Genomic DNA, 26,891 nt, shown 5'->3' with positions numbered 1-26,891 from the left:
TCCTTAACCTAAGCGAATCCGTGGATCGACAATTCCGTAGAGAACATCAGCGATCAGGTTGCCGACCAGTACCATTGCAGACAGCATCATCGTGATGGCCATGACAGTCGGGTAATCGCGATTAGTTACGGAGTCAAGGAACAGAAGGCCGATCCCCGGGTAGGTGAAGATTTTTTCGGTGATGATCGCCCCGCTGACAAGTGCCGCGATATCAAATCCAAGAAATGTGATAAGTGGAATAATAGAGTTTCTCAAAATATGGACATTATAGATTTTTTTGATCGGCGTGCCCTTTGCCATCGCCGTACGGACAAAGTCCTTCCTGGAATTCTCAATTAGATCATTACGAAGAAACTGTGTATAGGAGGCAGTACTAAACATTCCGAGAACAAATGCTGGCAGCATGACATGATGAATTTTGCTCATCCAGTATTCGATTGTGCCCTTATCAATCTCGATATCAACCGATCCAGCAAACGGGAACCAATTCAATTGAAAGGCGAAGAAATAAATGGCAAAAACACCTGCAACAAACGAAGGGATTGCAATACCCGCGTAATTAAATCCGAAAATCAGATTATCCCCGAGCGTATACGGTTTTCTTCCCGAATACATCCCCATCGCAAATGCCAGAACATACGTGATCAATAATGAGGTCAATGACAAGAAGAGCGTATTCGGCAATTTCTCTCCAATTAGTTCGGATACCGGGATTTTGTAACGTGTCGACTTCCCGAAGTCTCCTTGCATAAAGTCTGTCACCCATCGAAAATACTGAATATGAACAGGATCATTGTAACCTAATTTTTCTCTCATCTCTGCAATATATTCAGGATTTGTGTTTAACGGATCAATCTCGCCGCTCAATGAATCTCCTGGCATAGCCTTCGCAAGGAAGAACACCACTATTGATACAAGGAATAGCATTGGAATCATGCCAAGTATTCGGCGCAACGCATATTTAAGCATACGGTACTCCCCTTCTTCTGTCTCTCTTCGTTGTTTCTCTCAAACACGGTAAGAGATATTTTAATTGTCTTAAATACGTCTTACCGTGTTTAAGAGCATAAAAATATCAGCGGCGGACGGGCATCCCGCCCGCCGCTGACAGGTCAATAAATCACTCGTTCAGGTACCATTCAGCCGGGCTGTTGTGTCCAGAGACATCCAACTCGAAACCGCCAACTTTGTCGGATTTCGCATAGATCTCATCAAGTTCTGCAATGAAGATCATCGGAACGTCCTCAGTGACTTTCTTCTGCCATTCAGCATAAATTTGTTTCCGCTTTTCTTTGTCATCGCCGACCTCTTCGACGCTCAGCGCCTTTTCAAGGAGGGCATCAGATTCTGGATTGTTGTAACGCGGGTAGTTCCAGATTTCATCAGCTTTCCAAAGACCTGATGGATCTGGATCAGTACCAGTGCCCCAGCCACCAAAGAATGTTTCAATGGAGGAATCGTCCTTTTCAACCATGTCATAGTACAGATTTACTTCGACCATTTCCAGCTTGGATTTGAGACCGACTTCTTCCCAGTATTGAGTGAGAGCTTTTGCACGTGACTCAAATGTTGGGTTGCCTGTTGCATAGTGAGAGAATTTAACTTCAAATTTCTCGCCATTCGGGTCTTCACGGAAGCCGTCGCCATCTTTATCAACGTAACCAGCTTCGTCCAGAAGTTCTTTAGCCTTTTCAGGATCATAGTCGTAGACTTCTACTTCACTGTCATCTGCTGCAATCCAATGTGCAGATGGAACCGGCTTATTTACAGGCTTGCCGTAGCCGAAGAAGAAGGCGTCAATCCATTCTTCACGGTTGATTGCGTGAGCCATTGCTTTTCGCAGATTCACATCTTGGTATTTTGGAACCTCTTCAACGATTTCACGCTTATCGGCGTCATATTTGCCAAGCTTGAAGCCAACATAATAGTAAGATAGTCCAGGTGCTGTAACAATTTCGACATTGTCCAATTTCTCTACTTCCGGACCAGATACCGGCTGGATGGCGATCATGTCGACATCACCGTTCTGCAGAGCTCCCACTGTCGCAGTGTTGTCAATGATCCGAACGATAATTTTATCCAGATTGACATCACCGTTCCAATAGTCTTCGTTTTTAACGAGTTCAACAGATTCACCAGGAACAATATTTTCAACCTTAAATGGTCCGAGGCCGACCGGCTTCGTACGAACAACATCTGATGCAGACATCTCTGCAACCGGGATGCCTTCAAATGCTTTTTCAGGCATCGGGTACGACCAGAGGTTAACCAGGTTGTTAACGCGTGGCTCATCAAAAGTGATTTCAATCGTGTAATCATCAATGACATTCAAACCGGAAATGCTATCCGCTTTCCCATCACGGTACTCAGGAGCGCCTTGTACAGTTTGAACGTTGGTGTATCGTGTGCCGTCATAGTCGGGATCAGCCAGTGTTTCAAGAGCAAATACCCAGTCATTTACAGTGAGCTCTTCACCGTTGTGCCATTTGACGCCTTCCTTGAACTTGAAGGTAAAGTGCTGGTTATCTTCAGTCTCCCAAGTAGCAATGTGCGGAATCGGCTCAAGGTTTTCGTCATACTCGATCAGGCTCTCATCGAACAGCTCAATGATTTCCGCATCTGTTGCAATTCCGTAGAATGCCCAGTTGTAAAGGCCTTCCGGAACAGCATCGAGTGCGTATGTGAGCGTTCCGCCCTGTTGGGGCTCGCCGGCTTGTTCTTCGGTTGCTTTTTCTCCGTCTTTGCTTTCGCCCGAATCAGAATCGGACGCATCGTCGCTGCCGCCGCCGCCACAAGCCGCAAGGAACGCGGAAAGGACGAGGATCATGGCGAACAGCCAGAGCATGGATTTGCGTTTCATGCTTCATTCCCCCCCATTTTCATGGATATTTTGTGATCAGTACAGTACACACGCAACGTGATGCCCCGGTCTCACCTCCTTTAATGGAGGCTTTTCCTGCGAACAGATTTCCTGTGCCATCGGGCAGCGCGTATGGAACGGGCAGCCCGTCGGCGGGTTCGCGGGACTCGGCACATCCCCCTGCAGCACAATCCGCTCTTTCCGCAACTTCGGATCTGGTTCAGGAATTGCGGAGATCAGCGCCTGCGTATAAGGGTGCAGCGGCTCACTGTAAAGATCTTTATTTGAAGCAACCTCGACGAGATTGCCCAAATACATGACTCCGATCGTATCGCTCATGTGCTTGACGACGCTGAGGTCGTGGGCGATGAACAGATACGTGAGGTCGAACTCTTCCTGAAGATCTTTTAGTAGGTTCAGGACTTGGGACTGGACGGAAACGTCCAGTGCGGAAACCGGCTCATCGGCAATGATGAGTTTCGGGTTGAGGGCCAGTGCCCGGGCGATGCCGATTCTCTGGCGCTGGCCGCCGGAGAATTCATGGGCATATTTGTAATAGGCTGCTTCCGGAAGGCCGACCCGGACCAGCAGGGACTTGACGAATTCTTCAAGCTCTTTTTTGTCACGACTCTCAAAGTTCTTGATCGGTTCAGATATGATGTCGCCGACCATCTGCATTGGATTGAGAGATGCGTATGGATCCTGGAAAACCATTTGGAAATCCTGGCGGGCTTTCCGGAGCTTGGATCCGCTGATTCTCGTGATATCTTCACCGTCGAAGATGATTTGGCCTCCCGTCGGCTTGATCAGGCGGAGAATTGTCCGTCCGGTCGTGGATTTCCCGCAGCCGGACTCTCCGACGAGGCCCATCGTTTCCCCCTTTTTTATGGTAAAGGAGATGTCGTCTACAGCTTTTACATTACCGACGACGCGCTTGAAAAAGCCGCCGTGGATCGGATAATATGTTTTAAGGTTTTTGACCTCAAGGAGGTTTTCGCGCTCTTGCCGCGGTTTCCCTTTTTCTGCAAATTCTTTTGTTGTCATCGTGCACCTACTCTTTCTTCTTTCGGCCAGCTTTCTTCATACAGCAGGCAGGCCACTTCATGCCCGCCTTTAGTATCCTCTAGACGAGGCGTGATCTGCATGCACTCCGGCATCACTTTCGGGCATCGGTTCGCAAACCTGCACCCTACTTCCGGCATGTCCTTGACAGACGGGACGAGACCTTCGATCGTAGCCAGGCGCTCCTTTTCCTCTTCCATTTTCGGGATGGCTTCCATAAGAAGCTGAGTGTAAGGATGCTGAGGGTTTTCGAACAGATCCTCAACAGTCGCCCTTTCCACGATTTTCCCCGCATACATGACGAGTACGACATCACAGATTTCCGCCACAACACCGAGGTCGTGAGTGATGAGCATGATTGACATGTCATTTACTTCCTGGATATTTTTTAGCAGATCCAAGATCTGTGCTTGGACAGTCACGTCCAATGCTGTTGTCGGTTCGTCCGCGATCAGCAGCTTCGGCTGGCAGGCAATCGCCATGGCGATCATCACACGTTGCCGCATACCACCGGAAAGCTGGTGCGGGTATTCATCGACAATACTTTCAGCACGCGGAATTCCTACATTTTTCAGTAATGTAACCGCTTTCGCGCGTGCTTCGTTCTTGGTAATACTTTGGTGATTCAGAAGCACCTCGGAAATTTGGTAGCCGATCGTGAATACCGGGTTGAGGGAAGTCATCGGTTCTTGGAAAATCATGGATATATCCTTCCCGCGGATGTTGTTCATCTTTTTTTCGTTGTATCCGACGATATCCGTGCCTTCAAACAGAATCTCCCCTCCACGGACTTTGCCGATTCCTTTAGGAAGCAGATGCATGATGGAAAGGGACATAACGCTTTTCCCGCATCCAGATTCCCCGACAATGCCGACAATCTGTTTGCGATCGACAGTAAAGGATACCCCTTCAACAGCGTTATAATATTTTTTATCAATCTTAAAGCCGGTTTGGAGATTGCGTACCTCAAGAAGAGGTGTCTGCGCAGGTGTTTTTGGTTTGGATGTCATGGGTACACCTCAAGTTTTCTATTTTTCTGTTATTTTTGCTCTTGCTAAATTTTATTACAAATAGATTACATCCGCAAGCTGTTTTTTGAATTTCCTGTAACCATTATACAATTCAAACAGTTCATTTTCTTGGAAAACTCAATAATAGCAAGGGTTTCGACTAATCGCTCAACATAGTTATACTCAGATAATTTTTGTGTTCACTCCTATTTTACTATTATATTCTCTTTCTATTTCTCGCAAAAAGCCCCAATCTCACTTTAAGAGATCGGGGCTTTACGACTAAATTATCATTCAGCTTTTTTGAAAAGAAGAGAAACGTTATGACCTCCGAAGCCGAGAGAGTTGCTCATGGCATATCGGATGACCTGCTTTCTCGCACCCTCCGTGACGTAATCAAGATCACATTCCGGATCGGCCGTCTTATAATTCGTAGTCGGCGGAAGGATTCCTTCGTGCAGGGCAAGTGCAGTGAACACCGCTTCTATCCCACCCGCTGCGCCGAGCAAGTGGCCTGTCATCGATTTCGTGGAGCTCATGGCCAAATTGTAGGCATGCTCTCCGAACACCGATTTGACAGCCTGAGTTTCAAATTGGTCATTGTAGGGCGTGCTTGTGCCGTGGGCATTGATGTAGCCGACCTCTTCGGGGCTGATGCCGGCTTTTGAGATGGCCTGGCTCATCGCCCGGGCCGCGCCTTCGCCTTCAGGTGCAGGCGCTGTGATATGGTGTGCGTCTCCTGTCGAGCCATACCCGATGACCTCCGCATAAATTTTTGCTCCCCGCGCCTTTGCACGTTCGTATTCCTCAAGAATCAGAATGCCTGCTCCCTCTCCAATGACAAAACCGTCGCGGTCCGCGTCAAACGGGCGGGATGCCGTCTCCGGATCCGGGTTTGTCGAAAGTGCGGTATTGGCACAGAATCCCGCTACAGCCATCGTTGTAATCGGCGCTTCCGCCCCTCCAGTGATCATCATGTCCGCATCACCGCGAAGAATCGCTTCGAATGCATCTCCGATCGAATTGGCACCGGATGCGCAGGCTGTCACGGTGCAGGAGTTGATGCCTTTCGCATTGGTGTAGATTGAAACCTGTCCGGCAGCCATGTCCGGGATCATCATCGGCACGAAGAACGGACTTACCCGGCGGTAGCCCCTCTCCTGGAACGTTTTGAACTGCTGTTCATGGGTCTCCATACCGCCGATTCCCGAGCCGATCCATACACCGGTCCGCAGCGCATCTTCTTCTTCAAGACGGCGCGGGAGCCCTGCATCCTCCATTGCCTCTAAGGCCGCTGCAAGCGCATAATGGGTGAAACGGTCCATCTTTCGCGCTTCCTTTTTCGGAACGTACTGTTCGATGTCAAAATCTTTCACTTCAGCTGCTACCTTGGCAGGGAACTGCTCCCTGTCCAGCCGTGTCATCAGGCCGATGCCCGATTTCCCTTCCTTGATACCCTCCCAGGTTGTCTTGGTGTCATTGCCGAGCGGGCTGACCGCTCCGACTCCTGTAACTACGACTCGCCGCTTGTTCATCTGTGTTTCCCTTCCTTCTGTGTGAATGGTTTAATATCTGTGATGTCCTGCCTTTCAGGACTGGATGTGTTTCTCAGCGGCCCCATCGGATGGCCAGCGCGCCCCAGGTGAGGCCACCGCCAAATCCGACAAGGACGATCACGTCATCGTCATTTATATTCCCTTCACTGACTTCATCGCAAAGGGCGATCGGGATGGAGGCGGAGGAGGTGTTGCCGTAATTGTGAATCCGTTTCGACATTTTCTCTGGCGGAAGACCGAGACGCTCGCGTGCCGCCTCCATGATCCGGATATTGGCCTGGTGCGGAATCAGGTAATCGGCATCTTCCTTCGAAAGACCTGCCTTATTCAAGACAGAGACAGCCGAGTCGCCCATCTGACGGACAGCGAACTTGAATACTTCCCTGCCGTTCATCTTGATATATTCGTCTTGGTAGAGGTGTTTTCCACCTGATCCATCTGCACCAAGTTCAAATGACAGGATTCCGCGGCCTTCGCCGACCTTACCGATGACAGCAGCGCCTGCACCATCGCCAAACAGGACGGCGGTGTTACGGTCTTCCCAATCGGTGATCTTCGAAAGCTTTTCCACGCCGACAACCAAAATATAATCATAGCAACCATTTTGGACAAACTGCTGCGCGGTCACGACACTGTACATAAATCCCGCGCATGCGGCGGACTGGTCCATCGCACCCGCATTTTTCGCACCCAGACGCTCCTGGATCTGTGTGGCAACGCTCGGAAATGGCCGGTCCGGAGTGACGGTCGCCACGATGATGAGTCCGAGCTGCTCAGCAGTGATTCCTGCATCATTCAGTGCAGCTTCTGCTGCGCGGAATGCAAGCTCCGATGTATCCTCACTGTCCGAAGCGATTCGCCGTTCCTCGATACCTGTTCTCGTGCGGATCCATTCGTCGGATGTATCCAGGCGTTTCTCCAGATCTCCATTTGTGACCACCTGTTCCGGGACATATTTCCCGATTCCGATCATCCCAACGCCCATATTGCAACCCCTTTTCTTATCATCTTCTATTAATACCTGGTCTTAATTTAACACACATGAACGTTCTTTGACAACTTGCCTGCCGCATCTCTTTTTGGAGAAATATGCGGAATGGCCGCTTTTGCAATGTGGGTCCACTATGTTATGATGAATTCGGATATTTCCGCTCAGAGGTGAAACCTAATGCAATTTATCTTTACGTTCATCTGGTCGTTTCTTCTCTTCACGACCCTGAATTATGTGGTCAGCTCCGTCAACGCCGTGCCTTTCGATTTTGGCCTCGGAGCCATCGTTTCCGTCGTAGCCGCGGTCATCCTCTTCATCATGTCGGCCATCCTGCCGGAAGAGCCGCTGCCGGACTACGAGTGAAACAAAAAACCGTTCCCTGTGATGGGGAACGGTTTTCTTTATTTTGTGGATGCTTCATGTCTGTTCGATGCTGATCTTTCCGTCTTTAAGCACTGCCCGGATCGTATCGCCTTCCCGGAATCCGCCCTGGATCAGACCGTGCGCAACTGCCGTCTCGACATGGCGCTGGATAAAACGCTTGAGCGGACGCGCGCCGAACTCGGCGTCTGTTCCTTCTTCAACGATCCATTCAGCAATTCCATCGCCATACTCGAGACGGATTCCCTGTGTGGCGACCCGCTCTGCGAGGTCGCTCATCATCTTCCGGGCGATTTTCAGGAAATCATCACTTTTCAGGGAGTTGAAGATGACAATATCATCCATCCGGTTGATCAGTTCCGGCTTAAAGTGTTTTTTCAGCTCCGCCATCACAACGTCTTCAATCGCATGGTCCTCAATCCCCTCCATTTGGAGAAGCAGGGAGGAACCGATATTCGACGTCATGATGATAATGGTGTTGGAGAAGTCGACGTTCCTTCCCTGACTGTCCGTTATCCGTCCGTCGTCAAGCGCCTGGAGGAGAATGTTTGAAACATCCGGATGAGCTTTCTCGATTTCGTCAAGAAGCACAACGGCATATGGGTTTCTCCTGACAGCTTCCGTCAGCTGGCCGCCTTCTTCGAATCCGACATATCCTGGAGGGGCACCGACAAGGCGCGAGACGGAGTGCTTCTCCATGTACTCTGACATATCGATCCGGATAAAGTGGTCCTCCGAATCAAACAGCGTTGCCGCAATCGTCTTGGCAAGCTCTGTTTTGCCGACACCGGTCGGGCCGAGGAACAGGAAAGAGCCGATTGGGCGATGCGGATCCTTGATGCCCGCCCTGGCACGCCAGATGGCTTCGGTTACAAGCCGGACCGCGTCTTCCTGCCCGATTACCCGCTTTTCGAGCGTTTCATGGAGCCTGAGCAGCTTTTCCCGCTCCCCTTCCACGAGTTTCGAGACCGGTATGCCCGTCCAGCGGGCTACGATATCGGCGATTTCCTCCTCTGTCACTTCCTCGCGGAGAAGGCGGTTCTCGGAAGCCGTGAGCGGGGCCTCCAGCTCTTGCAGTTCCTTCTCCGCCTGAGGGATGCGGCCATGGCGCAGTTCCGCCGCCCGGTTCAGGTCATAGCGGTTTTCCGCGTCTTCGAGTTCGCGGCGGTACCGGTCGAGCTCTTCCCGCTTCGCCTGGACCGCACGAATGACCTCTTTCTCTCTTTCCCATTGCTCTCGCATGTCCTCTGTCGAAGTCCTGAGTTCGTTCAACTCTGCACGGATATCTTCCAGGCGCGCCTGGCTCCGGTCATCCTTTTCCATCACCAGCGCCTGCTCTTCGATTTCCAGCTGCATAATTCGCCGGGTCACTTCGTCAAGCTCTTGCGGCATCGAATCGATTTCGGTCCGGATCATCGCACTCGCCTCGTCGACAAGGTCGATCGCCTTGTCAGGCAGGAACCGCTCCGTAATATAACGGTCGGAAAGCGAAGCCGCAGCCACCAGTGCCCGGTCATGGATTCTCACGCCATGATGAAGTTCAAAGCGCTCCTTCAGGCCCCGGAGAATCGAAATGGTATCTTCCACGTCCGGTTCCTGGACAAGCACCTGCTGGAAACGGCGCTCAAGTGCTGCATCCTTCTCGATGTAGAGCCGATACTCATCGAGCGTTGTCGCGCCGATCAGGTGGAGTTCACCGCGTGCCAGCATCGGTTTCAGCATGTTGCCGGCATCCATCGAGCCTTCCGTCCGGCCTGCACCGACAATCGTATGAAGCTCGTCGATAAACAGGATGATCTCCCCGTCGCTTTCCTTGACCTGCTTCAGAACTGCTTTCATCCGCTCCTCGAATTCACCGCGATATTTGGCGCCGGCAATCAGGGAACTCATATCCAGCTCATATAGCTGGCGGCCCTTGAGCCCTTCCGGTACGTCCTTTTTCACGATGCGCTGGGCAAGCCCCTCCACGATCGCCGTTTTCCCTACACCAGGCTCCCCGATAAGAACAGGGTTATTTTTTGTCTTCCGGGAAAGGATCCTGACCACATCACGAATTTCCTGGTCCCGTCCGATGATCGGGTCCATTTTCCCGGCCTTTACTTCATCGACGAGATTGCGTCCATATCTTTCAAGCGGACTGCGCTGATCTTCCTCTTGCATGTTCATTTGCATTTTTTGCTTCACCCCGCACCTTACATTGACTTTAATTGACTTTGACCTAATTTGACTATACTCATTATAATGTTTTCCCTTTTCGAGGTAAAGTGAAACGGCCGCCTGAACACAGAAAAAGCCGCACCGGCTATAACTGGCCAGTGCGGCGGATTGTTGCTGTTTATTGATTATCGAACGCCCAAAGCAATTTTCGCGTAGCGCGACATCATGTCTTTTGACCATGGCGGGCTCCAGACGATGTTGACCTCTGTTTCCTTGACCTCAGGAAGTTCGGCCAATTCACGCTTGATGTTATCGACGATCATCGGGCCCATCGGGCAACCCATTGATGTAAGTGTCATCGTCACATCCACCTTGCCGGCCTCATCCATATCCACGTCATAGACAAGTCCAAGGTTCACGATATCGATGCCTAGCTCGGGGTCGATCACGTTCTCCAGCGCGCCCATAAGGCTGTCTTTCATCTCCTGATCCATCATGATTCCCCTTCCGTTCTTTGCTGCCTCCATCATATCAGACCGCAGCATCATCATTCAAATGAGTTGCAAGCCAGTCCGCGCATTCCAACATGCCTGTCCTGGAGACGGCATGTCCGGCCTGGCGTTCAAAGCGGTATTTCAGTTTTTCCGGCTCATCCTGATAATCTTCCCGGATTGCTTCTACGAAATTCTTCGTCGGCTTGAATGGTACGGTTTCATCCTGTTCGCCGTGCCAGAAATAAACCGGCCTTCCGTCAAGTGCCCTGCGATCCTTGGTCATATCGAATGTTGCGAGCGTGTCGAGAAGCTTGCGCCGTTCTTCCGCTGTCAGCGGGATTTCAAAACCTCTCGACTCGTACTGGGCCATCTGTGCTTTGGCGAGATTGACGTAACCCGGTGTCCCCATCATGACCGCAGCACATTCAACCCATCCGTAGGCCTTCAGGCAGCCGAGCGTCTCGATGCCGCCCATCGATGTACCTGCAAGTCCGATTTTTCCGGCATCCGGGAATCGGCGAACAATCTCTTCCTTGAGTGTACCAACTTCTTCTATGGTCGTCAGGACGATTTCCCAGAACCGAAGGCTCAATTGGACCTCATCGAGCCCTTCCTCCCTTTCACCATGAAGATGAGCTTCTGGAAGGATGACACGGAGTCCCCGTTTGGCCATATTGTATGCGTAATGCAAATTGTGTTCTTTGGCACTTGTAAATCCGTGGAGGAAAATGGCGATCGGGGAGGATTCCCCGCCCGTTTCGGGGTATATATGCAAGAGCGGAATGCCCGCCCATCGCTCTTCTCTGATGTTCATGTGCAGCACTTCCTATTTTTTCTTTTCATCGTATCAGATAGAACGGGAAAACAAAAACGGAACGCGGCATCTGCTCTCACCAGAGGCTATTTTTGACTTGGCCTCCCCGTGGGGTCTAAACTCAGTCTTAAGGGGGTTATCGAACATGAAACAGCATCTGATCGTACTCGACCTGGACGGCACATTGCTGACCGATGAAAAGGTCATTACTGAAAAAACCGAGCAGACTCTTAAGGCTGCCAGAGAGGCCGGCCACCAGGTCATGATTGCAACGGGACGTCCTTACCGCGCCAGTGAGCCTTACTACAGGCAACTGGATCTGGAGGTTCCAATCGTCAACTTCAACGGGGCTTTTGTCCATCACCCGAAGGACCGGAGCTGGAAAACGTTCCATGAACCGATCAGCCTGCCTGTCGTAAGCGATGTTGTCGAAGCACTGCAGGATTTCAGTGTGCATAATGTCGTTGCAGAAGTGATGGATGACGTCTATATTCACCGCCATGACGAAAAACTTCTGAACATATTCACGATGGGAGATCCGTCGGTGACGATCGGCGACCTTCGCTCGTATTTGAACGACAATCCGACGAGTCTGCTGATCCACCCCGAATTGGAGGACCAGGAAAACATTCGCCGGCACCTGGCGGAAGTCCATGCGGAAGTCATCGACCACCGCCGATGGGGAGCACCATGGCATGTCATTGAAGTGATCCGGCACGGCCTCAATAAGGCAGTCGGAATTTCAAAAGTCTCCGAATGGCTGAATATTCCACAGGAGCGGATCATCGCTTTTGGAGATGAGGACAATGACTATGAAATGATCGAGTATGCCGGCACGGGCGTTGCAATGGGCAATGCCATCAATGGGCTAAAGTCCATTGCAGATGAAGTGACCGGAACGAACAATGAGGACGGCATCGCCACTGTCCTCGAGGAGCGCCTGAATCTGAAACTGGAAAGCAAGATTTAAGGAGGAAGAATGATGAAACTGTTCACAGACAGCGGATCCGATCTGCCGATGTCATTCTTTGAAGGGCATGATGTGACCCTCCTTCCGCTCCGCGTGGAAATCGGCGGAGACACATATGATGACATATCCGAAATTGATTCTTCCACCATATTCAGGAGAATCCGGAACGGAGAGCGCCCCAAAACATCCCAAGTATCACCGGAACTGTTCACGAAAAAGTGGGAAGAGCTTGCCAAGTCCGGTGAAGACGGCCTGTACATCGCTTTCTCCTCCGAACTTTCCGGTACATACAGCACAAGCGTCGTCATCCGGGACCAGGTGCTGGAAGACCATCCGGGACTTGATCTGGTCGTTATCGATACGAAAGGCGCTTCGCTCGGCCAGGGATTGCTCGTTCAGGCAGCCGTTCAGATGCGTAATGCCGGCAAGAGCCGTGATGAAATTGCGGAAGCCATCCGTATTTTAGCGGACCGGGTCGTCCACCTGTTCACCGTGGAAGACCTTGATTACCTGGCCAAGGGTGGCAGACTGTCCAAGGCAAGCGCGTTTATCGGCGGTTTACTGAACATCAAGCCGCTTCTGCATGTAGAAGATGGCAAACTCGTGCCAATCGAAAAATATCGGGGGCGCAAAAAGGTGTTCCAGCGCATGATTAGTCTCATGGAAGAACGCGGCGACAGCTTTTCCGGCCAGCATGTGGCCATCAGCCACGGTGATGACGAAGAAGCGGCGCTTGTCCTGAAAAGGATGATTGAGGAAACTATCGGGCCCGAGTCGGTCGGTATCTATCAGATTGGCTCCGCGATCGGTGCGCATGCCGGGCCGGGTACGATCGCCCTGTTTTTCTTCGGTCCCGATCCGGAATAAAATCCAGAAAGGATGATAGCATGAAAATCGTCGTCATCGGAGCGGTCGCCGGAGGGGCGACCGTTTCTTCTCAAATCCGCCGCTTTTTGCCGGATGCCCATATCACGCTGATCGGAAAAGATACGGAACTCGGATTTGCCACATGCGGGATGCCCTATGTGCTTGGCGGGTTGATCGACAGCCCGGATGACCTCGTCCATGCCACTCCGGAAGGTTTCGAAGAAAAAAAGTCCATTGATGTGCGCCTCCTTCACGAAGCCACAAAGATCGACCGGGCCGCTAAAAAAGTACACATCTGCAATATGGAAACTGGCAAAACGGAAATTCTGCCGTACGACAAGCTCATCCTTTCTCCCGGTGGGCGGGCTCGCAAACCATCCGTGCCGGGAAAACCCGGCATTCCGCTGTTTACGCTCCGCCACTTTGGCGATCTGGGGCAGTTCGGGACCTTCCTTGACGAACAGCAGCCGGCCTCCTGTGTGGTCATCGGCGGCGGGTTCATCGGTGTGGAACTCGCCGAAAACTTCCGTCACCGGGGCATCCAGACCGCCCTGATCGAGCATAATGACCATGTCATGCCGATCGGAGATGAGGACATGTCTGAACTGCTCGCAGAAGAAATGAAGCGTAATGGCGTCACTCTCCACCTTGGGCGAGAGCTTAAAATGATCGAGGGCAGGACTGTCACGCTCGATGACGGCACTGAAATGGAAGCGGACTTCATTGCGACCGCCGTCGGCCTTGAGCCGAATACCTTTCTTGCCAAGGAGGCCGGGCTTGAGATCGGGCCGACCGGGGGAATCGCAACTGATACGTTCATGAGGACGAGCGATCCGGACATCTACGCAATCGGAGACGCGGCGGAGGGCCGGGACTGGTTTACCGGCAAGCCGAAACGCGTTCCGCTTTCCTGGCCTGCACACCGTGCCGCTTTCATCGTTGCCAACCATCTGGCGGGCGGCGACACGGAAATGGACGGGCTGCTCGGCACATCAATCACAAAACTGTTTGACCTCACTGCAGGAATGACCGGCATGACTGAGAAGATGCTTAAAAAAGAAGGCTTGAATTATGAAACTGTTGTCCACAAAAGCCGGTCGAACGCCGGCTACTACCCCGACAGCGGCAAGCTAGTCCTGAAAGTCCACTATGATCCGGACACGCGTGCCATCTACGGCGCGCAGGCAGTCGGTGAAAAAGGGGCTGACAAACGAATCGATGTGATTGCAACTGCAATCCGCGGCGGCCTCACCGTCGATGACTTGTCCGCCATTGAAACAGCGTATGCCCCTCCTTACGGATCGCCTAAAGACCCCATCAATATGATCGGGTATCGGGCGATGAGATCAGGAAAATAATAAAAACGAGACCGCCTTCCAAATCGGATGGCGGTCTCGTTCATTAAATTATGCTTTTGGCTTCCCTGCTTTCCCGTCTTGGGCCCGCTGTTTCCCTTTTCTCCAGACCATGTAAATGAATCCGATGAACGTGGTGTAGACGAGGATTGCGGCAATGATATAAGGAATATTGAGGCCGGTGTCTTCTTCGACGATGAACAGGTCGGCGGTTTCCCTGTCAAGGACAAGCCGGTATTCACCGCTGTCCGCCTGGCTGACCAGGTTATTGTCGATCAGCGCCCGCAGCCTTTTCCCTTCCCCGATATCCTCTTCTGTCAGGTCGACACGCTGTGTTTCACTTGTGTTGTTGACTACGATGACCCATGTCTCTTCTTGATTGGATCGCTCATATGCAAGCAGGCCATCCTCGTTGTGCAAGAGCTTGAAATCGCCTGTGCGCAGCGCTTCGGATTGGTTCCGGATGCTGTTCACATCGGCAATGTATTCCTTCAGTTCCTCATCGGTCTTGAAGTTGTGGAGCGGGTGCGTTCCGGGGGCTTCCTTGCCCGTTACCGCAATTTCGGAGCCGTAAGTCATCACCGGCACGCCTGGCAGCGTAAAGAGTGCGGTTGCTGCAACCTTCCAACGCGTCGGGGGGAACATGTTCCTGTCCACCATTTCAGTCGTGAACCTGACGGTGTTCAGGTCGTCGAAAGCCAGCATGGTCGGAGGGTCCGTCAGTTCAAGTTTGTTGATACCGGAAGAATCAGGGTCCATTTCGGCGAATGCCGACCGGAGCGCTTCCATGACATCCTGATCATAACTCATATCGAACTCAGCTTCGGACGGTGCATCCGAGAATACCGTCAGCTCAGGGGATGCTTTTTTAAGCTCAGCGATCATCCTGTCAATAAACGCTGTGTCGGCATCGCCGAAGTTTGTCAGCCGGATGCCATCGACCCCTGTCTTATCTGCAAACGAAACGGCCGCGTCAATCAGCGCGTCCTGCACGTCTTGATTGCCGAGGTCCCAGTTAATTGATTCACCGTCTTCAGAAAGAACGGCCCATCCCTCCTGATCTGCCCACTCATGATCCGGACTGACATCGCCCAGCGGGAAGTCCGCAAAGACTGCCATATCGGCTTTGTGATAAGCCAAAATCATATCCATCAGCTCGTCGTCCGTCCCGAAGCGGTCTTCAATGGTGCTGTAGCTGAGAACGGCACTGCCGTCATAAGTGGCCGTCTCAAAAATAGGGCCAATCGAAACAGCCGTGAATCCCATGTCTTGGATATACTTCAACTTATCCTGGAGGCCGGCAAAGTCACCACCGTTAAACCCGGAGTTATCGGTCGGGTTGGCCCCTTGGTCATTTTTTGTCGACCCGTTGTAGAACCGGTCGACGAGGGTATCATAAATGCTTTCATCCAGGGCCGTCCGATCCTCCGCAGAGACTGCCGGCAGCGCGGCGGACCCGAACAATAAAGCCGCACCGATTGCGGCAACTGTTTTCTTGAACACGTTATCGTCACTCCTTGTTCCATCAACCGTTATTTTATCATTCCATACAAGACCCGGCGACCCGTTTGGAAAACCGGAAGATGAAAACCCGTTGAAATAGGGCAAAAATGTGAAATCGGCGATATTGGGTGGGGGCTGGCTGAAGATCATCAACGGTTTACTCGAGATGATCAACAGTCTACATGAATCCGAATTTCATCATGACAAATAGAAAAGCCGGAAACCGGTCCGAAGACCCGTTTCCGGCTTTTTGTCCGATCAGAAAAAGTCCATGCCGACTGGCAGGCTCAAACCGATGAACATCGTCGCCAGGAAGCTGATGAAGAACAGCACCCAGAAGACGGTGGTCGGCTTGTCATTGTTCTGGCGGACAAGCACCATCTCCATGAATCCGACTGTCAAAATGCCAAGCAGGAACTTGACCCCGTACATGGCCGCATCAGCGCTGGACCAAGCGAAGAACAGGAAAGCCCCGCTTACAATGACCAGGATGTAGAAGAGACGGAGAATCATATGAACGATCTTGCGTCCCTTGCTCCCTTTCGCCATGACCGTTGCCACCAGGAAAAGAATGACCGCAACGACCCAGGTGAAGATGTGCAGATGTGTCGTATCCGTAAAGACGCCCAACTATTCCACCTCATTTTCTATGATTGCCCTCTTATCCTACCATAAGCCGGCATCGGCAATCACGCGGGAGGGTCAGGCAAATGTATTCGACAGGGTCCCGATTCCCTCGATCGATACCTTTACCGTGTCGCCCGGCTTGATGAAAGACGGCGGATTCATCCCTTTGCCGACCCCAGAAGGCGTCCCGGTCAGGATGACGTCGCCAGGTTCGAGCGTGACGTAAAGGGAGACCTGTGCGATCAATTCATCAATCGGGAAGATCATATCTTTCGTGTTGCCGTTCTGGCGGACTTTCCCGTTGACTTTCGTCACGAGCGACAGGTTCTGAGGTTCCGGAATCTCATCTTTTGTGACAAGGTACGGTCCCATCGGACACGATTTGTCTAGGCTTTTCCCGAGAAAGAATTGCACGTGTGCTGCCTGTACGTCACGCGCGGTGATGTCATTGGCGATTGTGTATCCAAAAATGTGATCGTAGGCAAGCGCCTTCTGGATATTCCGCCCGCCCTTTCCGATGACAATCGCCAGTTCGCCTTCGTAGTCCAGGCTTTCCGTGATATTTTCATGGGCCGGCAATTCCTCTTCATCCGCCGCAATGGCCGTCGGTGCCTTTGTAAAGACGACCAGTTTTTCCGGCGGGCGGTCACCGCCCATCTCGGTGACGTGGTCAGCGTAGTTCTTTCCGATACAGATGACGTTTTTCGGCGTTCGGGGAATCGGCGCTGTCCATTCGATTTCGCCGAATCCGCGTTTATAGGATTCGGGATCGCCGGAGGCTTCCGCGCGCTCGACCAGCCGGCGGATCCCTTCAACGAACTCATGGCCTTCCGCGATGCCGTCGATGATATGCGTCGGGAAAGATTCCCCTTCACCCAGTTCTTCACGGATTGCCGCCAGGTCCCAAACGGCCTCCTCCTTTTTCACTTTGGGGCCGAAGCGCAGTTTCCCTTCAAACCGGAACGATAACAGTTTCATCTTGACGCCATCCTTTCTATTCTGGGTTGGTTGTACTTCATTAGTTACGACAGATCTCCGCGGAATCCTTTATATTTCGTCATTTCCCGTAAGTCAGCCTGCGCCAGATGTGTTCGAACGGCCCCAGCCTGAATTTCTGGAAATATAAGTCGGCGAGAATACACTGGATTGCGAAGATGGCCACAGCCAGCCAGGTCCCGAGTGACACCGGCAACTTGCCGTAATATCCGAGTCCATATGAATAGAAGATCAGGGTTGCGATAATCGACTGCGTGAGATACACGGTAAGCGACATCCGTCCCGCGGATGCGACCGGATGGAACACTTTCCGGACGAGCCCCGACTGCAGGAACAGAAGGATGAATCCGACATAACCGACTGTCAGGATCGGCCCGCCGAACGAATCCTGCAACATCTGTGAAGTGTAGCGCAGATCGGTGAAATACGGCAGCGACTTAAGTGCCAGCCCGGCAGCCGTGAACAAAATCGCCGGCAGAATCCACTTTTTCCATTTGTCAGAAGCTTTTTCGATCAAGCGGGATTTGCCTGCAGCTGCTCCGAACATGAAAAGCGGCAGAATCATGAACAGCGCCATCGGAATCGAAGCCATATTCATGAACATCCAGTCAGCGGCTCGCTGCGCAGTCACTTCCCCAAAGGTTCCGCCGCCGTATGCTTCAATGGACCTGTTGACGTTGGTAATGTCGACATAGGCTCCCATGATTCCTTCCGGATCAAGCTTTTCTCCAATGAAAGTCAGGAGCGTGAGCAACGCCATCGGAACGATATAGACGACCGCGCCGATCGCCGCGAGTATTGCCGATGGAAGCCGCAGCATCCACATGAAGATCAGCCCCATCAGGGCATAGGTGATCAGGATATCACCCGGCCAGATGAGGAAGGCATGTACGATTCCGAAAAGCAGGAGGATTCCCATCCTTTTTGCTGCGGTCGGCACAAATGGCTTCCCGAGCCGGACGGCCTTTTCATACTGCATGTTCATCCCATAGCCGAACAGCATCGCAAACAGCGGATAAAAGCTGCTTTGGAACAGGATGTCCACCCACATATGGGATACCTCGTCACTGAGCGACCTGAACCAGGTAAACGGATCGATATAGACATAGGGTGTATGGAAAAACAGCATGTTCGCAATGAAGATCCCGAGCAGGGCGAACCCTCTCAGATAATCAAGAGCTGCAATCCGTTCATTAGATGCGGTCGGTTTCAGTGTCGGCAAAATGATCCCCCCGGATGGTCAGTACTCTTTCCCCGTCAAACAGGTACAGGAGCTTTTCTTTGATGTTGATGTCGAGGATGTCCCCGATTGCCCGCGCGTAGAGCGAAAGCTGCACGCCATAGCGCTCGGCCATCGCAGACTCAAGCGCTGCCTCTGATCGGAACATGCCCGTTCGGTCGGTTTTATAATCGAGCAGGACCCAGCCGTCTTTTTCCCGAAACAGACAGTCGATGATCCCCTGCAGGATCTGCCTGTCTCCGTCTCCAGCATCAAGCCCGTACGTGAACGGCAATTCCCGGCGGACATCGTGAGATTTCCTGATGCGTTCGTAGATCGGCGTCCCGAAAAAACGCGCAATGGCAGCCGCATCCACTTCCCTTGCTTCTTCATCGGTGATGAGTTCCCGGCGGATAAGCTCGGTGATCAGGTTCTGCACATCCCGCACTGTCTGAGGCCGGGCCAGATCGATATGCTGCATGATCGTGTGCATCGCCGTCCCGATTTCCGCAGCTGTCAGTGTCCGCTCCTGCATGAATTCCGGACGGTCATGCATGTACATCGGCCGGATTTCATCTGAACGGGTCATGAACGGATCCGGTTCTTCCGCATTTTCCAGTAGCCACATCCGTTTTACATCGCTGACCGACTGCTTCGAGCGCTTCCCGACAGATGCGCTGTGCAGATAAGAAGCGGTGAACCGGCTGAGCACCTCTTCCTCCGCCCCATTGTCCGGCAGATCAACAGGCAAGTCTGTTTCCGCTGCAATTTCCGCAGCCGGCTCGTTCTCGGCCGATAAATCGGAAGGCGTAAGGAACTCGATATTCCAGACTGATTCGTCATCGGCCAGCTGCCCGCCCGGTATCATTCCATGCGGGGCAAAAGCCCGATGTCGCGCCACTGCAGGGCCGATCCAGTCCAGATAGCCTGCTGCCCGCGAGCGAATGTACTCAGGGAGCCGATCGCCCGGGGCAAGTTGGCCCTCCTGCCACTTCATGATTACTGCGTCCAGATCCTTCACAGAGCCGATCAGATAAAGGGCTTCCTTTGCGCGGGTCATGGCGACGTAAAGGACCCGCATCTCTTCTGCCCTCATTTCGAGCTCCTTTTTTTCACGGATCGCAAGAAATGGCAGTGACGTGTACTGGATGCGGTTGTCCGGGTCCACAGCCTTGACAGCGAGGCCAAAGTGCTGGTCGAACAGATACGGCTGGTTAAAGTCCATCTTGTTGAACTGCCGCCCTGTTCCCGCGACGAACACGTGCGGAAACTCCAGACCTTTGGACGCGTGGATTGTCATGATCCTGACGACGTCATCCTGCTCGCCGACCGCTTTGGCGGTCCCCATGTCGTCACCGCGCCGCCTCATCCTGTCGATAAAGCGCAAGAATCGGAACAACCCCCGGAAGGACGTCCTCTCATACTGGATCGCCCGGTCATGGAGGGCGCGCAGGTTGGCCTGGCGCTGCTTGCCGTTCGGCATGGCGCCGGCCATCTCGTAGTAATGGGTATCCAAATACACCTGCCAGATCAGGTCTGCAAGGGACCCGCGGCGTGCCAGGTCCCGCCATTCTTCGAAGTGAACATAGAAGCGTCGGATTTTTTCTTCCGTCTCTGGCGGAATGCCTGTGGAAATGCCGTTCCGGACGTATTGCCTGAGCGCTTCATAGTAGGGCTCGTCGGGCGCTGCCAGGCGGATTTTCGCCAGCTCGTTTTCACTGAGCCCGATAAAAGGTGCCCTTAGCACGGATGCGAACGGGATGTCTTGGTATGGATTATCGATGACTCGGAGTGTGTTCAGCATAATCATTACTTCAATGGCGTCAAAGTAGCCGCCGGACGTTTCAGCGTAGACCGGGATGCCGGCAAGCTTCAGCTCTTCTGCGATCTCGCCGGACCAGGTCATTGAACGCATGAGGATAACGATATCCCGGTAACGGAGCGGGCGTGTGCTTCCGGTCCACGGATCTGTCACCTGTGCACCTGTGTCCATCAGCCGCCGGATTTCCCGGATGATGGCCCTTGCTTCCAGTTGCGATTGCTTGTGTTCCTCGTCAGGTCCGGATGTCTCTTCCCCGTCTTCTTCCTGCTCCTCATGGATAATCGTCAGCGTAGCCGGATGGCCCGTACCCGGATAGGGTGCACCGGGCTTCAGTGCCGCGGCTTCGTCATAGTCGATTTCACCGACACGAGCACCCATCACCTGGCGGAACACATAGTTGGTCGCGTCCAGCACTTCCCTCCGGCTGCGGAAGTTGGCGTTCAGGTCGATTTTCATTCCCGTGCCGTCCGCTTCCCCGTTGAATTTCAAATACTTGTCGAGGAACAGCATCGGCTCGGCCAGGCGGAATCGGTATATGGACTGTTTGACATCACCCACCATGAACAGGTTGCCGTCTTCGTTTTCTCCGCTTTTGACGAGCGAGACGATTGTCTCCTGCAGGCGGTTCGTATCCTGGTATTCGTCAACCAGCACTTCCCGGAAACGCTCCCGAAAATCGTGGGCGATCTCTGATGGCACGTGCTTGCCATCCCGCTCTTCCGACAAAATGGCGAGTGCCAGGTGTTCAAGATCTGAAAAGTCGACGATGCCCCTGTTCCTTTTCACTTCTGCATACCGCTCGCCGAAACGGATTGTTAGTTCGACAAGTGTATCCATCAACGGTGCCATGAGCCTCATCTCTTCCAGTAAACGGTCCGGCGTACGGACAAAGTAAGCTTCCTTCAGTCCATTGACGAGTTTCTTGATGTCATTCCGTTTTTTCTTGGCCCGCTCAGCCAAATCTTCGTCACAGCTGTCTTTGCGGATGGCGCCGGCCTTGGCCCACTTGATGGTGGAAAAGGCATGGTACACCTCTTCCCATGTGCCGCTTTCCATCATTTTGAGGAGCGCCCCGATCAGTGCGCCGTCTTCTTCCGCGGTTGCGGCAAGGGGCGCCGGACCGTCCGGGAGACGGGCAATGCGGCCCACTTCAGCTGCCATCGATGCCGCCTCTTCCAACTGATGGCGAATCGCTTCCTTTAATGGCCCTATAAACCGCAGGCTGTCGATGTCCGCGTCCTGCGGCAGGTGATATTGTAGCGGAATGTCCCGCAGCCATTCCTGAGGATTCGGGTGCACACGAGAATAGTCATATAGTTTGTCAATCAGTACTTCGATTGCCTGGTCATCACGGTCGGATGTAAAGCTATCCGCGAGACGGTACACCGGTTCCGGGTTTTCCGAGCCATATGCTTCCTCGAGAACGCGGCTGACCACATCATCCCTGAGCAGGGCCGCCTCCGCGGTATCCGCAATCCGGAAACCCGGGTCAATGTCCAGCACATAGGCATACTGCCGGACGATGTTCATGCAGAACGAGTGGAGCGTCGAAATCTGGGCTTTGTTCAGGAGGCTGAGCTGGCGGCGAAGGCGTGAAGAAGATGGGTTCTTCTCGATCGCCTCCTCAAGTGCCGTCGCCATCCGATGACGCATTTCCGCCGCAGCCGCATTCGTGAACGTCACGACAAGAAGTTCATCTACGTCAATCGGGTCGTCCGGATCGGTCACCTTGCCGATCAGGCGGTTGATGAGGACAGCCGTCTTTCCCGAACCGGCCGCGGCCGAGACGAGCAAGTCGCTGCCCGAGGCATGAATCGCCCGCCACTGGGCATCCGTCCACGTTGCATCAACGGGTTTCGCCGGTATCTTCATCTCCCCGAACCTCCTTTTTCATCAAGTTAATGGACTCTTCAGGAGTCAGCTGCCGCAGCGCCTGATAGCGCTGTGCCGGGTCTGCGGGATCGAACTGGCAGACCGAGCGGTAAGCGCACGTCTGGCATGGCATCCGGTCCTTCATCCGGTATGGGAGCACGCGCGTGTCACCGTCAATCATGGAATCGCCGGCCTGCCTGTGCTTGCGGCGTACATACTCCCGCATAAGCGAGAGACTTTCCGGGCCGAGCACCTTGGAAGTCTTCGAGAATGTACCGTTTTTATTCATCCGGACAGGCAGGATATCTGAAGAGCCTTCAAGGCTTTTGTCCATTTCGAGCACAACGTCGGGATTATCCAGAATATAGCCGCGCATCCGGTAGGATTTCATCGCCTCCGCCTCAATTTCTGTTTCGTCCATTACACCCGACTCGGCGCGGAGCATCGGGTTGTGAATATGCATGTACAGCACACCCGCAGGGAGTGCTTCCCTGCCGAACCACTCATCGGAATTAAGGAGCGCGACGTCCAGATAAGTCATCATCTGGAGGGACAGGCCGTAATACACTTCCGCAAGGTCCAGTGCCCTGGCAGATGACTTATAGTCGACGACCCGGATAAACGGCTTCCCGTCCACTTCCGCAGCATCCACCCGGTCAATCCTTCCCCTCAGCTGCATCGTCCTGCCCTTCTTCAGGGGAACACGGAGAGGGGGGAATTTCTCACCCGGGCCGAATGCCGCCTCGATGGCAACAGGGGTGAACCCGGAGTGCTTGGCCTGTTTGGAGAGCCCGAGGAGTGTCCGCTGGATGATTCTTGTGATCTTCCGCTTGATATAGGCATACCGACTTGAGCTCAGCAGAATCTGGTTGAAAAAGTAAGGACTGATCGACTCCACGGCATCCCTGGCGAGTGTCAGGCACTCGGTGTGGCTAAGCGCGCCCCAAGACAAGTCCCGCCGTCCGGTCTCATCTGATATCCACTTTAAGGCGGCATGGAACAGGTCGCCGAGTGCCGGCGGATCAAGCGTGAATTCTCCGCGTTCACGCAGTTTCAGCCCGAAGCTTGCATAATGCTGGAACGGGCAGCTGAAATACGACTCAACGCGAGAGACACTTGAACCGATTTCCTCACCGTAGAGAGCCGCCGTGACAGAAGGCTCCAGCCGCTCTGTTTCCCTTCTGCGTGACGGACGGAACACCTTGCCGAAAATCATCGACCAGTACGGGTCATTCCGGTAATAGTCGATGGCCGTCCGCCACGGACCGGACAATTCACCTTCATTTTCCGCAAGCCGCAGCTGTGCGGATGCGTACCGGAGCGTCGCCCTCGGGTGGCTGATATACTCCTGCCAGCTTTCCTCCTCCGGAAGGTCTGCCGGATCATTAAGCACATCAGCTTCAGCCACGTCAGGCAAAATCTGACGGATGCGCTTCAGATACAGCGAAGGGATGAGCGCTTTCCCTTCGGCGTCCGATGCCGGATAGGAAATAAACAATTTTGAAGAAGCTGTCGTAAATGCGCGATATGCCATGTACGTCTCATCCATAAGCCGCATCTTTGTCGTCGGTGCCAGCTCGAACCCGATTTCCATGAACCACTCCCGCTCGCGGTCGGACAAAAGTCCTTCTTGATCTATGCGCTTCGGGAATACGCCGTCATTGACACCAATGATGAAGACGGCTTCCATATCCATCAGCCTTGAAATGTCGACAGTGGTTACGGTCACCTGGTCCATCGAAGGAGGGATGCGGGCAAACTCGAGCGTATCGAATCCTTCGTCGAGAATCCGGATGAACTCAGCGAGCGGACGCTCCTTGTCGCCAAACATCAGGACAAACTGGTCCAGCACTTCAATCCAGGAATTCCATGCCTGATCATGTTCCGCCGCTTCGAACAGCCGGCCGGATTCTTCTTCGCGCCGTTTCAGGTCGACGATCTTATCGAATACACGCAGTTCTTCCATGAACGTGAAGAGGGTCGTCGCGATATCGCGCCCGGTCTTCCCCCTCCGCAGGCGCGCCTCGAGGTTTGCGAGCGGCTCGCGGACGGCATCCCGGATCAGGTGGATGTCTTCCTGCATCGCCAGTTCTTCGTCTGTCTGCACGTTGCGGTGAAACTCCAGGCCGCGGTAGCGCTTGACCTGCCAGCGTTTTTCATCGAACCAGCGCTCGCCGCGGATGCCGTTTGCCAGCACGTAATTCTCCAGCCTGTCCGCCCGGTCCCGCCACTCCGAAAGATCCGCCCCATGCGGGAAGAACAGATCAGTCTTGACGGCGCGGAAAATGTCCTCGTACTCCCAACCTTCCGATACCGCCTCAAGCACCGAACGGCTGAATTCGATCAGCGGGTGGTGAAGCATCGGCTTTTTCCGGCTGATGAAGACTGGAACATCATAGAGCGGGAATACCGTCTCGATCAGCTCGTCATACACTTCAGGCTGGCGGTACAGGATCGCCATATCCCGGTAGCGCATCCCGGACAGCATGAGGTTCCTGATCCTCCTTGCCACGGCATGGACTTCCGCCCTGGCATCCGCCGCGCGGATCAGTTCCACATCTTCATCAGCGGACGTGGCCGGCGCCGGATATCGGTCAAATACCGATTCCAAATGAGCGAGTGCCCTGCTCTTAAACCGGCGGGGCATGCCCAGGTGGATGCCCTCTTCCGTCTCCACCCCGTTCCGCTTTGCAGCATCCATCAGCCTGGCAGCACTGCCTTGAGCATTAAAAAACAGTTGTGAACCGGTCGCCGTCCCATATGGATCTTCCATCGGCAGGACGACCGTTACACGTTTCGCATGCTTCATGAGCTCTTCGACGATTTCCAGCTCTCTTGTCGTGAACGTCACGAAGCCGTCCACATACACTTCAGCATCCCGGACCAGATCGGAGTGCCGGATCTGGGAGGCAAGCAGCGCCAGATACCCTTCACTGTCCACATAAGCCGTTCCGAGACGTTCCTCTACCTTGTTCATGAGCAGTTCCAGATCATCGGCCTTGTCCAGCAGCGCCCGCGGAGCACCGACCTTCTCGAGCTCACCGTGCATATCGGTCAGTGTCGTACAGTCGAGGCAATAGCGGCTGAATTCCTTCAGCAAATCTTCCAGTTGCTCGGTAAATCCCCGCTTATCAGCCGCCTGGCGAAACAGTTTGAACTCGTCCCTGTTTTCCGCAAGCAGGCTCCGGATCAGCATCCGGTAACCGAAGCCGTTCACTTCCGTCCGGGTGATTCCGCCCGTCTCCTGAAGAATGCGCCAGGCCAGGCGTTTGAATGTCGCTACCTGAGCACGGATTGTGCCTCTAAGGCCGAACTCTGTCGACAAGCTCTTTTCCATGGAAAACGACATCTGGTCCGGTACGATAACAAATACCGGAGATCCGAGAGGATTTTCATTCAGCTTGCCTGCTATCTCCTTCCGGATGATTGTGGTCTTGCCGGAACCGGCACGCCCGGTAATCAGCCTGAATGTCATCGGCAGCCACTCCTTTCTGATATGCTTTCAATTATAATGGAAGAAACATAAACGAACAAATGTTCTCTTATTTATGTAAGGAAAACCCACGCGGCTTGACCGGCCACCAGCAGGTCACTGCCCTTTTTCCCGTGTGTCTTCTTCCTCCGCGGCAGTCTGTTCTTCACGAATCGACTTGAAGTCATTTTCCACTCGCCTATCAAGCCGTTTTTCCAGCTGCTTACCGCCAAGCCAAAGCAGGAAAATCACGACCCCGACCGCCGCTGTCCGCACTGGCTGGGTGATCAGGGAGCGAAGGTCATGCCCGATAAAACTCGCAATGGCGATCATCACAAACTTTCCGGCCATCAACGTGAGCAGATACACTTTCTTTTTAAGGTTGGAGAGGCCAGCAACAAGATTCACGAGGGCGGACGGTGTGAACGGGAAGCAGAGCAGCACAAATAGCGGCCCGAAGCTGTTGCGTTCCACCCATTGAATGAGTTTCCGGACGCGTTCACTTTTTGTCAGGAACCGGAACACCCTTGCATCGCCATATTTTCTGATAAGGAGGAACACTGTATATGATCCGGCAACCGTTCCACCCCAGCTGATCAGGAAGCCCAATAAAAATCCATATGCATTGGCATTCGCAAGAACGAATACAAACAGCGGCAGAAAAGGAAGAAACGCCTCGATAAACGGCAGCAAAAAGCCAAGAAGAGGTCCCAGCGCCCGGTATTGTGATGTCAATTCAAACAAGGTGTCAAGATCCAGCCAATTCTCCATGTCTTACCCCCGACTTGGTTTCAAGTTTCGTTTCCCTTATTTTACGCTATTCAAGCAACTCTACAAAATCAGGCGTCCGGAGGGAAATAGTT

20 protein-coding genes are annotated in these 26,891 nt (G+C 53.2%); 4 read left to right on the top strand and 16 right to left on the bottom strand.

What is annotated here, in order from left to right; all coding sequences use genetic code 11:
• Nucleotides 1-3: 3 nt before the first annotated feature.
• The 6 genes from opp4B to KHA84_RS04360 form a co-directional block, all read right to left on the bottom strand.
• Nucleotides 4-969: an oligopeptide ABC transporter permease gene (gene opp4B, locus KHA84_RS04385; RefSeq protein ID WP_213422311.1), complete on the bottom strand. Its 966-nt coding sequence runs from the start codon at nucleotides 967-969 to the stop codon at nucleotides 4-6.
• Nucleotides 970-1,120: 151 nt separating this feature from the next.
• Entirely contained in the window at nucleotides 1,121-2,860 is a 1,740-nt protein-coding gene (gene opp4A / locus KHA84_RS04380) for an oligopeptide ABC transporter substrate-binding protein (RefSeq protein WP_213422310.1), read from the bottom strand.
• Nucleotides 2,861-2,896: 36 nt separating this feature from the next.
• Nucleotides 2,897-3,904 (bottom strand): ABC transporter ATP-binding protein, encoded by a 1,008-nt coding sequence (locus KHA84_RS04375; RefSeq protein ID WP_213422309.1) that lies wholly within the window; start codon nucleotides 3,902-3,904, stop codon nucleotides 2,897-2,899.
• A complete protein-coding gene (locus KHA84_RS04370; protein WP_213422308.1) occupies nucleotides 3,901-4,932 on the bottom strand; it encodes an ABC transporter ATP-binding protein in 1,032 nt (343 codons plus the stop codon). The genes KHA84_RS04375 and KHA84_RS04370 overlap by 4 nt, the downstream gene beginning before the upstream one ends.
• A gap of 290 nt (nucleotides 4,933-5,222) precedes the next feature.
• Nucleotides 5,223-6,467: a beta-ketoacyl-ACP synthase II gene (gene fabF, locus KHA84_RS04365; RefSeq protein ID WP_213422307.1), complete on the bottom strand. Its 1,245-nt coding sequence runs from the start codon at nucleotides 6,465-6,467 to the stop codon at nucleotides 5,223-5,225.
• Nucleotides 6,468-6,540: 73 nt separating this feature from the next.
• Nucleotides 6,541-7,473 carry a beta-ketoacyl-ACP synthase III gene (locus KHA84_RS04360; protein WP_213422306.1) on the bottom strand — a complete coding sequence of 311 codons (933 nt, stop codon included), beginning with the start codon at nucleotides 7,471-7,473 and terminating at the stop codon, nucleotides 6,541-6,543.
• A gap of 183 nt (nucleotides 7,474-7,656) precedes the next feature.
• On the opposite strand from KHA84_RS04360, the gene KHA84_RS04355 reads away from it, so the two are divergent.
• Nucleotides 7,657-7,842 (top strand): YjzD family protein, encoded by a 186-nt coding sequence (locus tag KHA84_RS04355; RefSeq protein WP_213422305.1) that lies wholly within the window; start codon nucleotides 7,657-7,659, stop codon nucleotides 7,840-7,842.
• A 54-nt stretch (nucleotides 7,843-7,896) separates the two neighbouring features.
• Here the strand turns inward: KHA84_RS04355 and KHA84_RS04350 are convergent, their stop codons facing one another.
• The 3 genes from KHA84_RS04350 to KHA84_RS04340 form a co-directional block, all read right to left on the bottom strand.
• Complete coding sequence (locus KHA84_RS04350; RefSeq protein ID WP_419465578.1) at nucleotides 7,897-10,032, bottom strand: ATP-dependent Clp protease ATP-binding subunit; 2,136 nt, start codon at nucleotides 10,030-10,032, stop codon at nucleotides 7,897-7,899.
• 170 nt (nucleotides 10,033-10,202) lie between these two features.
• On the bottom strand, nucleotides 10,203-10,511 hold the full coding sequence (locus tag KHA84_RS04345; protein ID WP_213422417.1) for a metal-sulfur cluster assembly factor: 309 nt from the start codon (nucleotides 10,509-10,511) through the stop codon (nucleotides 10,203-10,205).
• A gap of 37 nt (nucleotides 10,512-10,548) precedes the next feature.
• Nucleotides 10,549-11,325: a prolyl oligopeptidase family serine peptidase gene (locus KHA84_RS04340; RefSeq protein ID WP_213422304.1), complete on the bottom strand. Its 777-nt coding sequence runs from the start codon at nucleotides 11,323-11,325 to the stop codon at nucleotides 10,549-10,551.
• A 145-nt stretch (nucleotides 11,326-11,470) separates the two neighbouring features.
• Between KHA84_RS04340 and KHA84_RS04335 the strand changes: the two genes are divergently transcribed.
• The 3 genes from KHA84_RS04335 to KHA84_RS04325 are packed head-to-tail and all read left to right on the top strand — an operon-like array spanning nucleotide 11,471 to nucleotide 14,520.
• Nucleotides 11,471-12,295, top strand: a complete 825-nt coding sequence (locus tag KHA84_RS04335) for a Cof-type HAD-IIB family hydrolase (protein WP_213422303.1) — start codon at nucleotides 11,471-11,473, stop codon at nucleotides 12,293-12,295.
• Nucleotides 12,296-12,307: 12 nt separating this feature from the next.
• The gene (locus KHA84_RS04330) at nucleotides 12,308-13,162 is read left to right on the top strand and encodes a DegV family protein (RefSeq protein WP_213422302.1); all 855 of its coding nucleotides are present in this window, start codon (nucleotides 12,308-12,310) and stop codon (nucleotides 13,160-13,162) included.
• 20 nt (nucleotides 13,163-13,182) lie between these two features.
• Nucleotides 13,183-14,520, top strand: a complete 1,338-nt coding sequence (locus KHA84_RS04325; protein ID WP_213422301.1) for a CoA-disulfide reductase — start codon at nucleotides 13,183-13,185, stop codon at nucleotides 14,518-14,520.
• Nucleotides 14,521-14,568: 48 nt separating this feature from the next.
• Here KHA84_RS04325 and KHA84_RS04320 read toward each other — a convergent pair whose 3' ends face one another.
• The 7 genes from KHA84_RS04320 to KHA84_RS04290 all read right to left on the bottom strand — a co-directional run bounded on the left by KHA84_RS04320 (nucleotide 14,569) and on the right by KHA84_RS04290 (nucleotide 26,799).
• Nucleotides 14,569-16,020, bottom strand: a complete 1,452-nt coding sequence (locus KHA84_RS04320) for an alpha-amylase family glycosyl hydrolase (protein WP_336511079.1) — start codon at nucleotides 16,018-16,020, stop codon at nucleotides 14,569-14,571.
• Nucleotides 16,021-16,278: 258 nt separating this feature from the next.
• Nucleotides 16,279-16,650 carry a YisL family protein gene (locus KHA84_RS04315; protein ID WP_213422299.1) on the bottom strand — a complete coding sequence of 124 codons (372 nt, stop codon included), beginning with the start codon at nucleotides 16,648-16,650 and terminating at the stop codon, nucleotides 16,279-16,281.
• A gap of 72 nt (nucleotides 16,651-16,722) precedes the next feature.
• Nucleotides 16,723-17,625: a fumarylacetoacetate hydrolase family protein gene (locus KHA84_RS04310; RefSeq protein ID WP_213422298.1), complete on the bottom strand. Its 903-nt coding sequence runs from the start codon at nucleotides 17,623-17,625 to the stop codon at nucleotides 16,723-16,725.
• A 79-nt stretch (nucleotides 17,626-17,704) separates the two neighbouring features.
• Nucleotides 17,705-18,865 (bottom strand): DUF418 domain-containing protein, encoded by a 1,161-nt coding sequence (locus KHA84_RS04305; RefSeq protein ID WP_213422297.1) that lies wholly within the window; start codon nucleotides 18,863-18,865, stop codon nucleotides 17,705-17,707.
• Nucleotides 18,837-22,556: a helicase-exonuclease AddAB subunit AddA gene (gene addA / locus KHA84_RS04300; protein ID WP_213422296.1), complete on the bottom strand. Its 3,720-nt coding sequence runs from the start codon at nucleotides 22,554-22,556 to the stop codon at nucleotides 18,837-18,839. The genes KHA84_RS04305 and addA overlap by 29 nt, the downstream gene beginning before the upstream one ends.
• Nucleotides 22,531-26,031: a helicase-exonuclease AddAB subunit AddB gene (addB, locus tag KHA84_RS04295; RefSeq protein WP_213422295.1), complete on the bottom strand. Its 3,501-nt coding sequence runs from the start codon at nucleotides 26,029-26,031 to the stop codon at nucleotides 22,531-22,533. The genes addA and addB overlap by 26 nt, the downstream gene beginning before the upstream one ends.
• Before the next feature lie 114 nt (nucleotides 26,032-26,145).
• Nucleotides 26,146-26,799, bottom strand: a complete 654-nt coding sequence (locus KHA84_RS04290; RefSeq protein WP_213422294.1) for a TVP38/TMEM64 family protein — start codon at nucleotides 26,797-26,799, stop codon at nucleotides 26,146-26,148.
• Between the last annotated feature and the right edge of the window lie 92 nt (nucleotides 26,800-26,891).

It is taken from the genome of Bhargavaea massiliensis, assembly GCF_018390575.1.
Lineage (GTDB): Bacteria > Bacillota > Bacilli > Bacillales_A > Planococcaceae > Bhargavaea > Bhargavaea massiliensis.
Note: the sequence above shows the minus strand (reverse complement) of the source record. Positions and strands in the feature narration are given on the sequence as shown.

Bases quoted from the DNA above. Each gene is read 5' to 3' on its own strand.
- opp4B (WP_213422311.1), bottom strand. From the start codon at position 969: ATGCTTAAATATGCGTTGCGCCGAATACTTGGCATGATTCCAATGCTA.
- opp4A (WP_213422310.1), bottom strand. From the start codon at position 2,860: ATGAAACGCAAATCCATGCTCTGGCTGTTCGCCATGATCCTCGTCCTT.
- KHA84_RS04375 (WP_213422309.1), bottom strand. From the start codon at position 3,904: ATGACAACAAAAGAATTTGCAGAAAAAGGGAAACCGCGGCAAGAGCGC.
- KHA84_RS04370 (WP_213422308.1), bottom strand. From the start codon at position 4,932: ATGACATCCAAACCAAAAACACCTGCGCAGACACCTCTTCTTGAGGTA.
- fabF (WP_213422307.1), bottom strand. From the start codon at position 6,467: ATGAACAAGCGGCGAGTCGTAGTTACAGGAGTCGGAGCGGTCAGCCCG.
- KHA84_RS04360 (WP_213422306.1), bottom strand. From the start codon at position 7,473: ATGGGCGTTGGGATGATCGGAATCGGGAAATATGTCCCGGAACAGGTG.
- KHA84_RS04355 (WP_213422305.1), top strand. From the start codon at position 7,657: ATGCAATTTATCTTTACGTTCATCTGGTCGTTTCTTCTCTTCACGACC.
- KHA84_RS04350 (WP_419465578.1), bottom strand. From the start codon at position 10,032: ATGCAAATGAACATGCAAGAGGAAGATCAGCGCAGTCCGCTTGAAAGA.
- KHA84_RS04345 (WP_213422417.1), bottom strand. From the start codon at position 10,511: ATGGATCAGGAGATGAAAGACAGCCTTATGGGCGCGCTGGAGAACGTG.
- KHA84_RS04340 (WP_213422304.1), bottom strand. From the start codon at position 11,325: ATGAACATCAGAGAAGAGCGATGGGCGGGCATTCCGCTCTTGCATATA.
- KHA84_RS04335 (WP_213422303.1), top strand. From the start codon at position 11,471: ATGAAACAGCATCTGATCGTACTCGACCTGGACGGCACATTGCTGACC.
- KHA84_RS04330 (WP_213422302.1), top strand. From the start codon at position 12,308: ATGAAACTGTTCACAGACAGCGGATCCGATCTGCCGATGTCATTCTTT.
- KHA84_RS04325 (WP_213422301.1), top strand. From the start codon at position 13,183: ATGAAAATCGTCGTCATCGGAGCGGTCGCCGGAGGGGCGACCGTTTCT.
- KHA84_RS04310 (WP_213422298.1), bottom strand. From the start codon at position 17,625: ATGAAACTGTTATCGTTCCGGTTTGAAGGGAAACTGCGCTTCGGCCCC.
- addA (WP_213422296.1), bottom strand. From the start codon at position 22,556: ATGAAGATACCGGCGAAACCCGTTGATGCAACGTGGACGGATGCCCAG.
- addB (WP_213422295.1), bottom strand. From the start codon at position 26,031: ATGACATTCAGGCTGATTACCGGGCGTGCCGGTTCCGGCAAGACCACA.
- KHA84_RS04290 (WP_213422294.1), bottom strand. From the start codon at position 26,799: ATGGAGAATTGGCTGGATCTTGACACCTTGTTTGAATTGACATCACAA.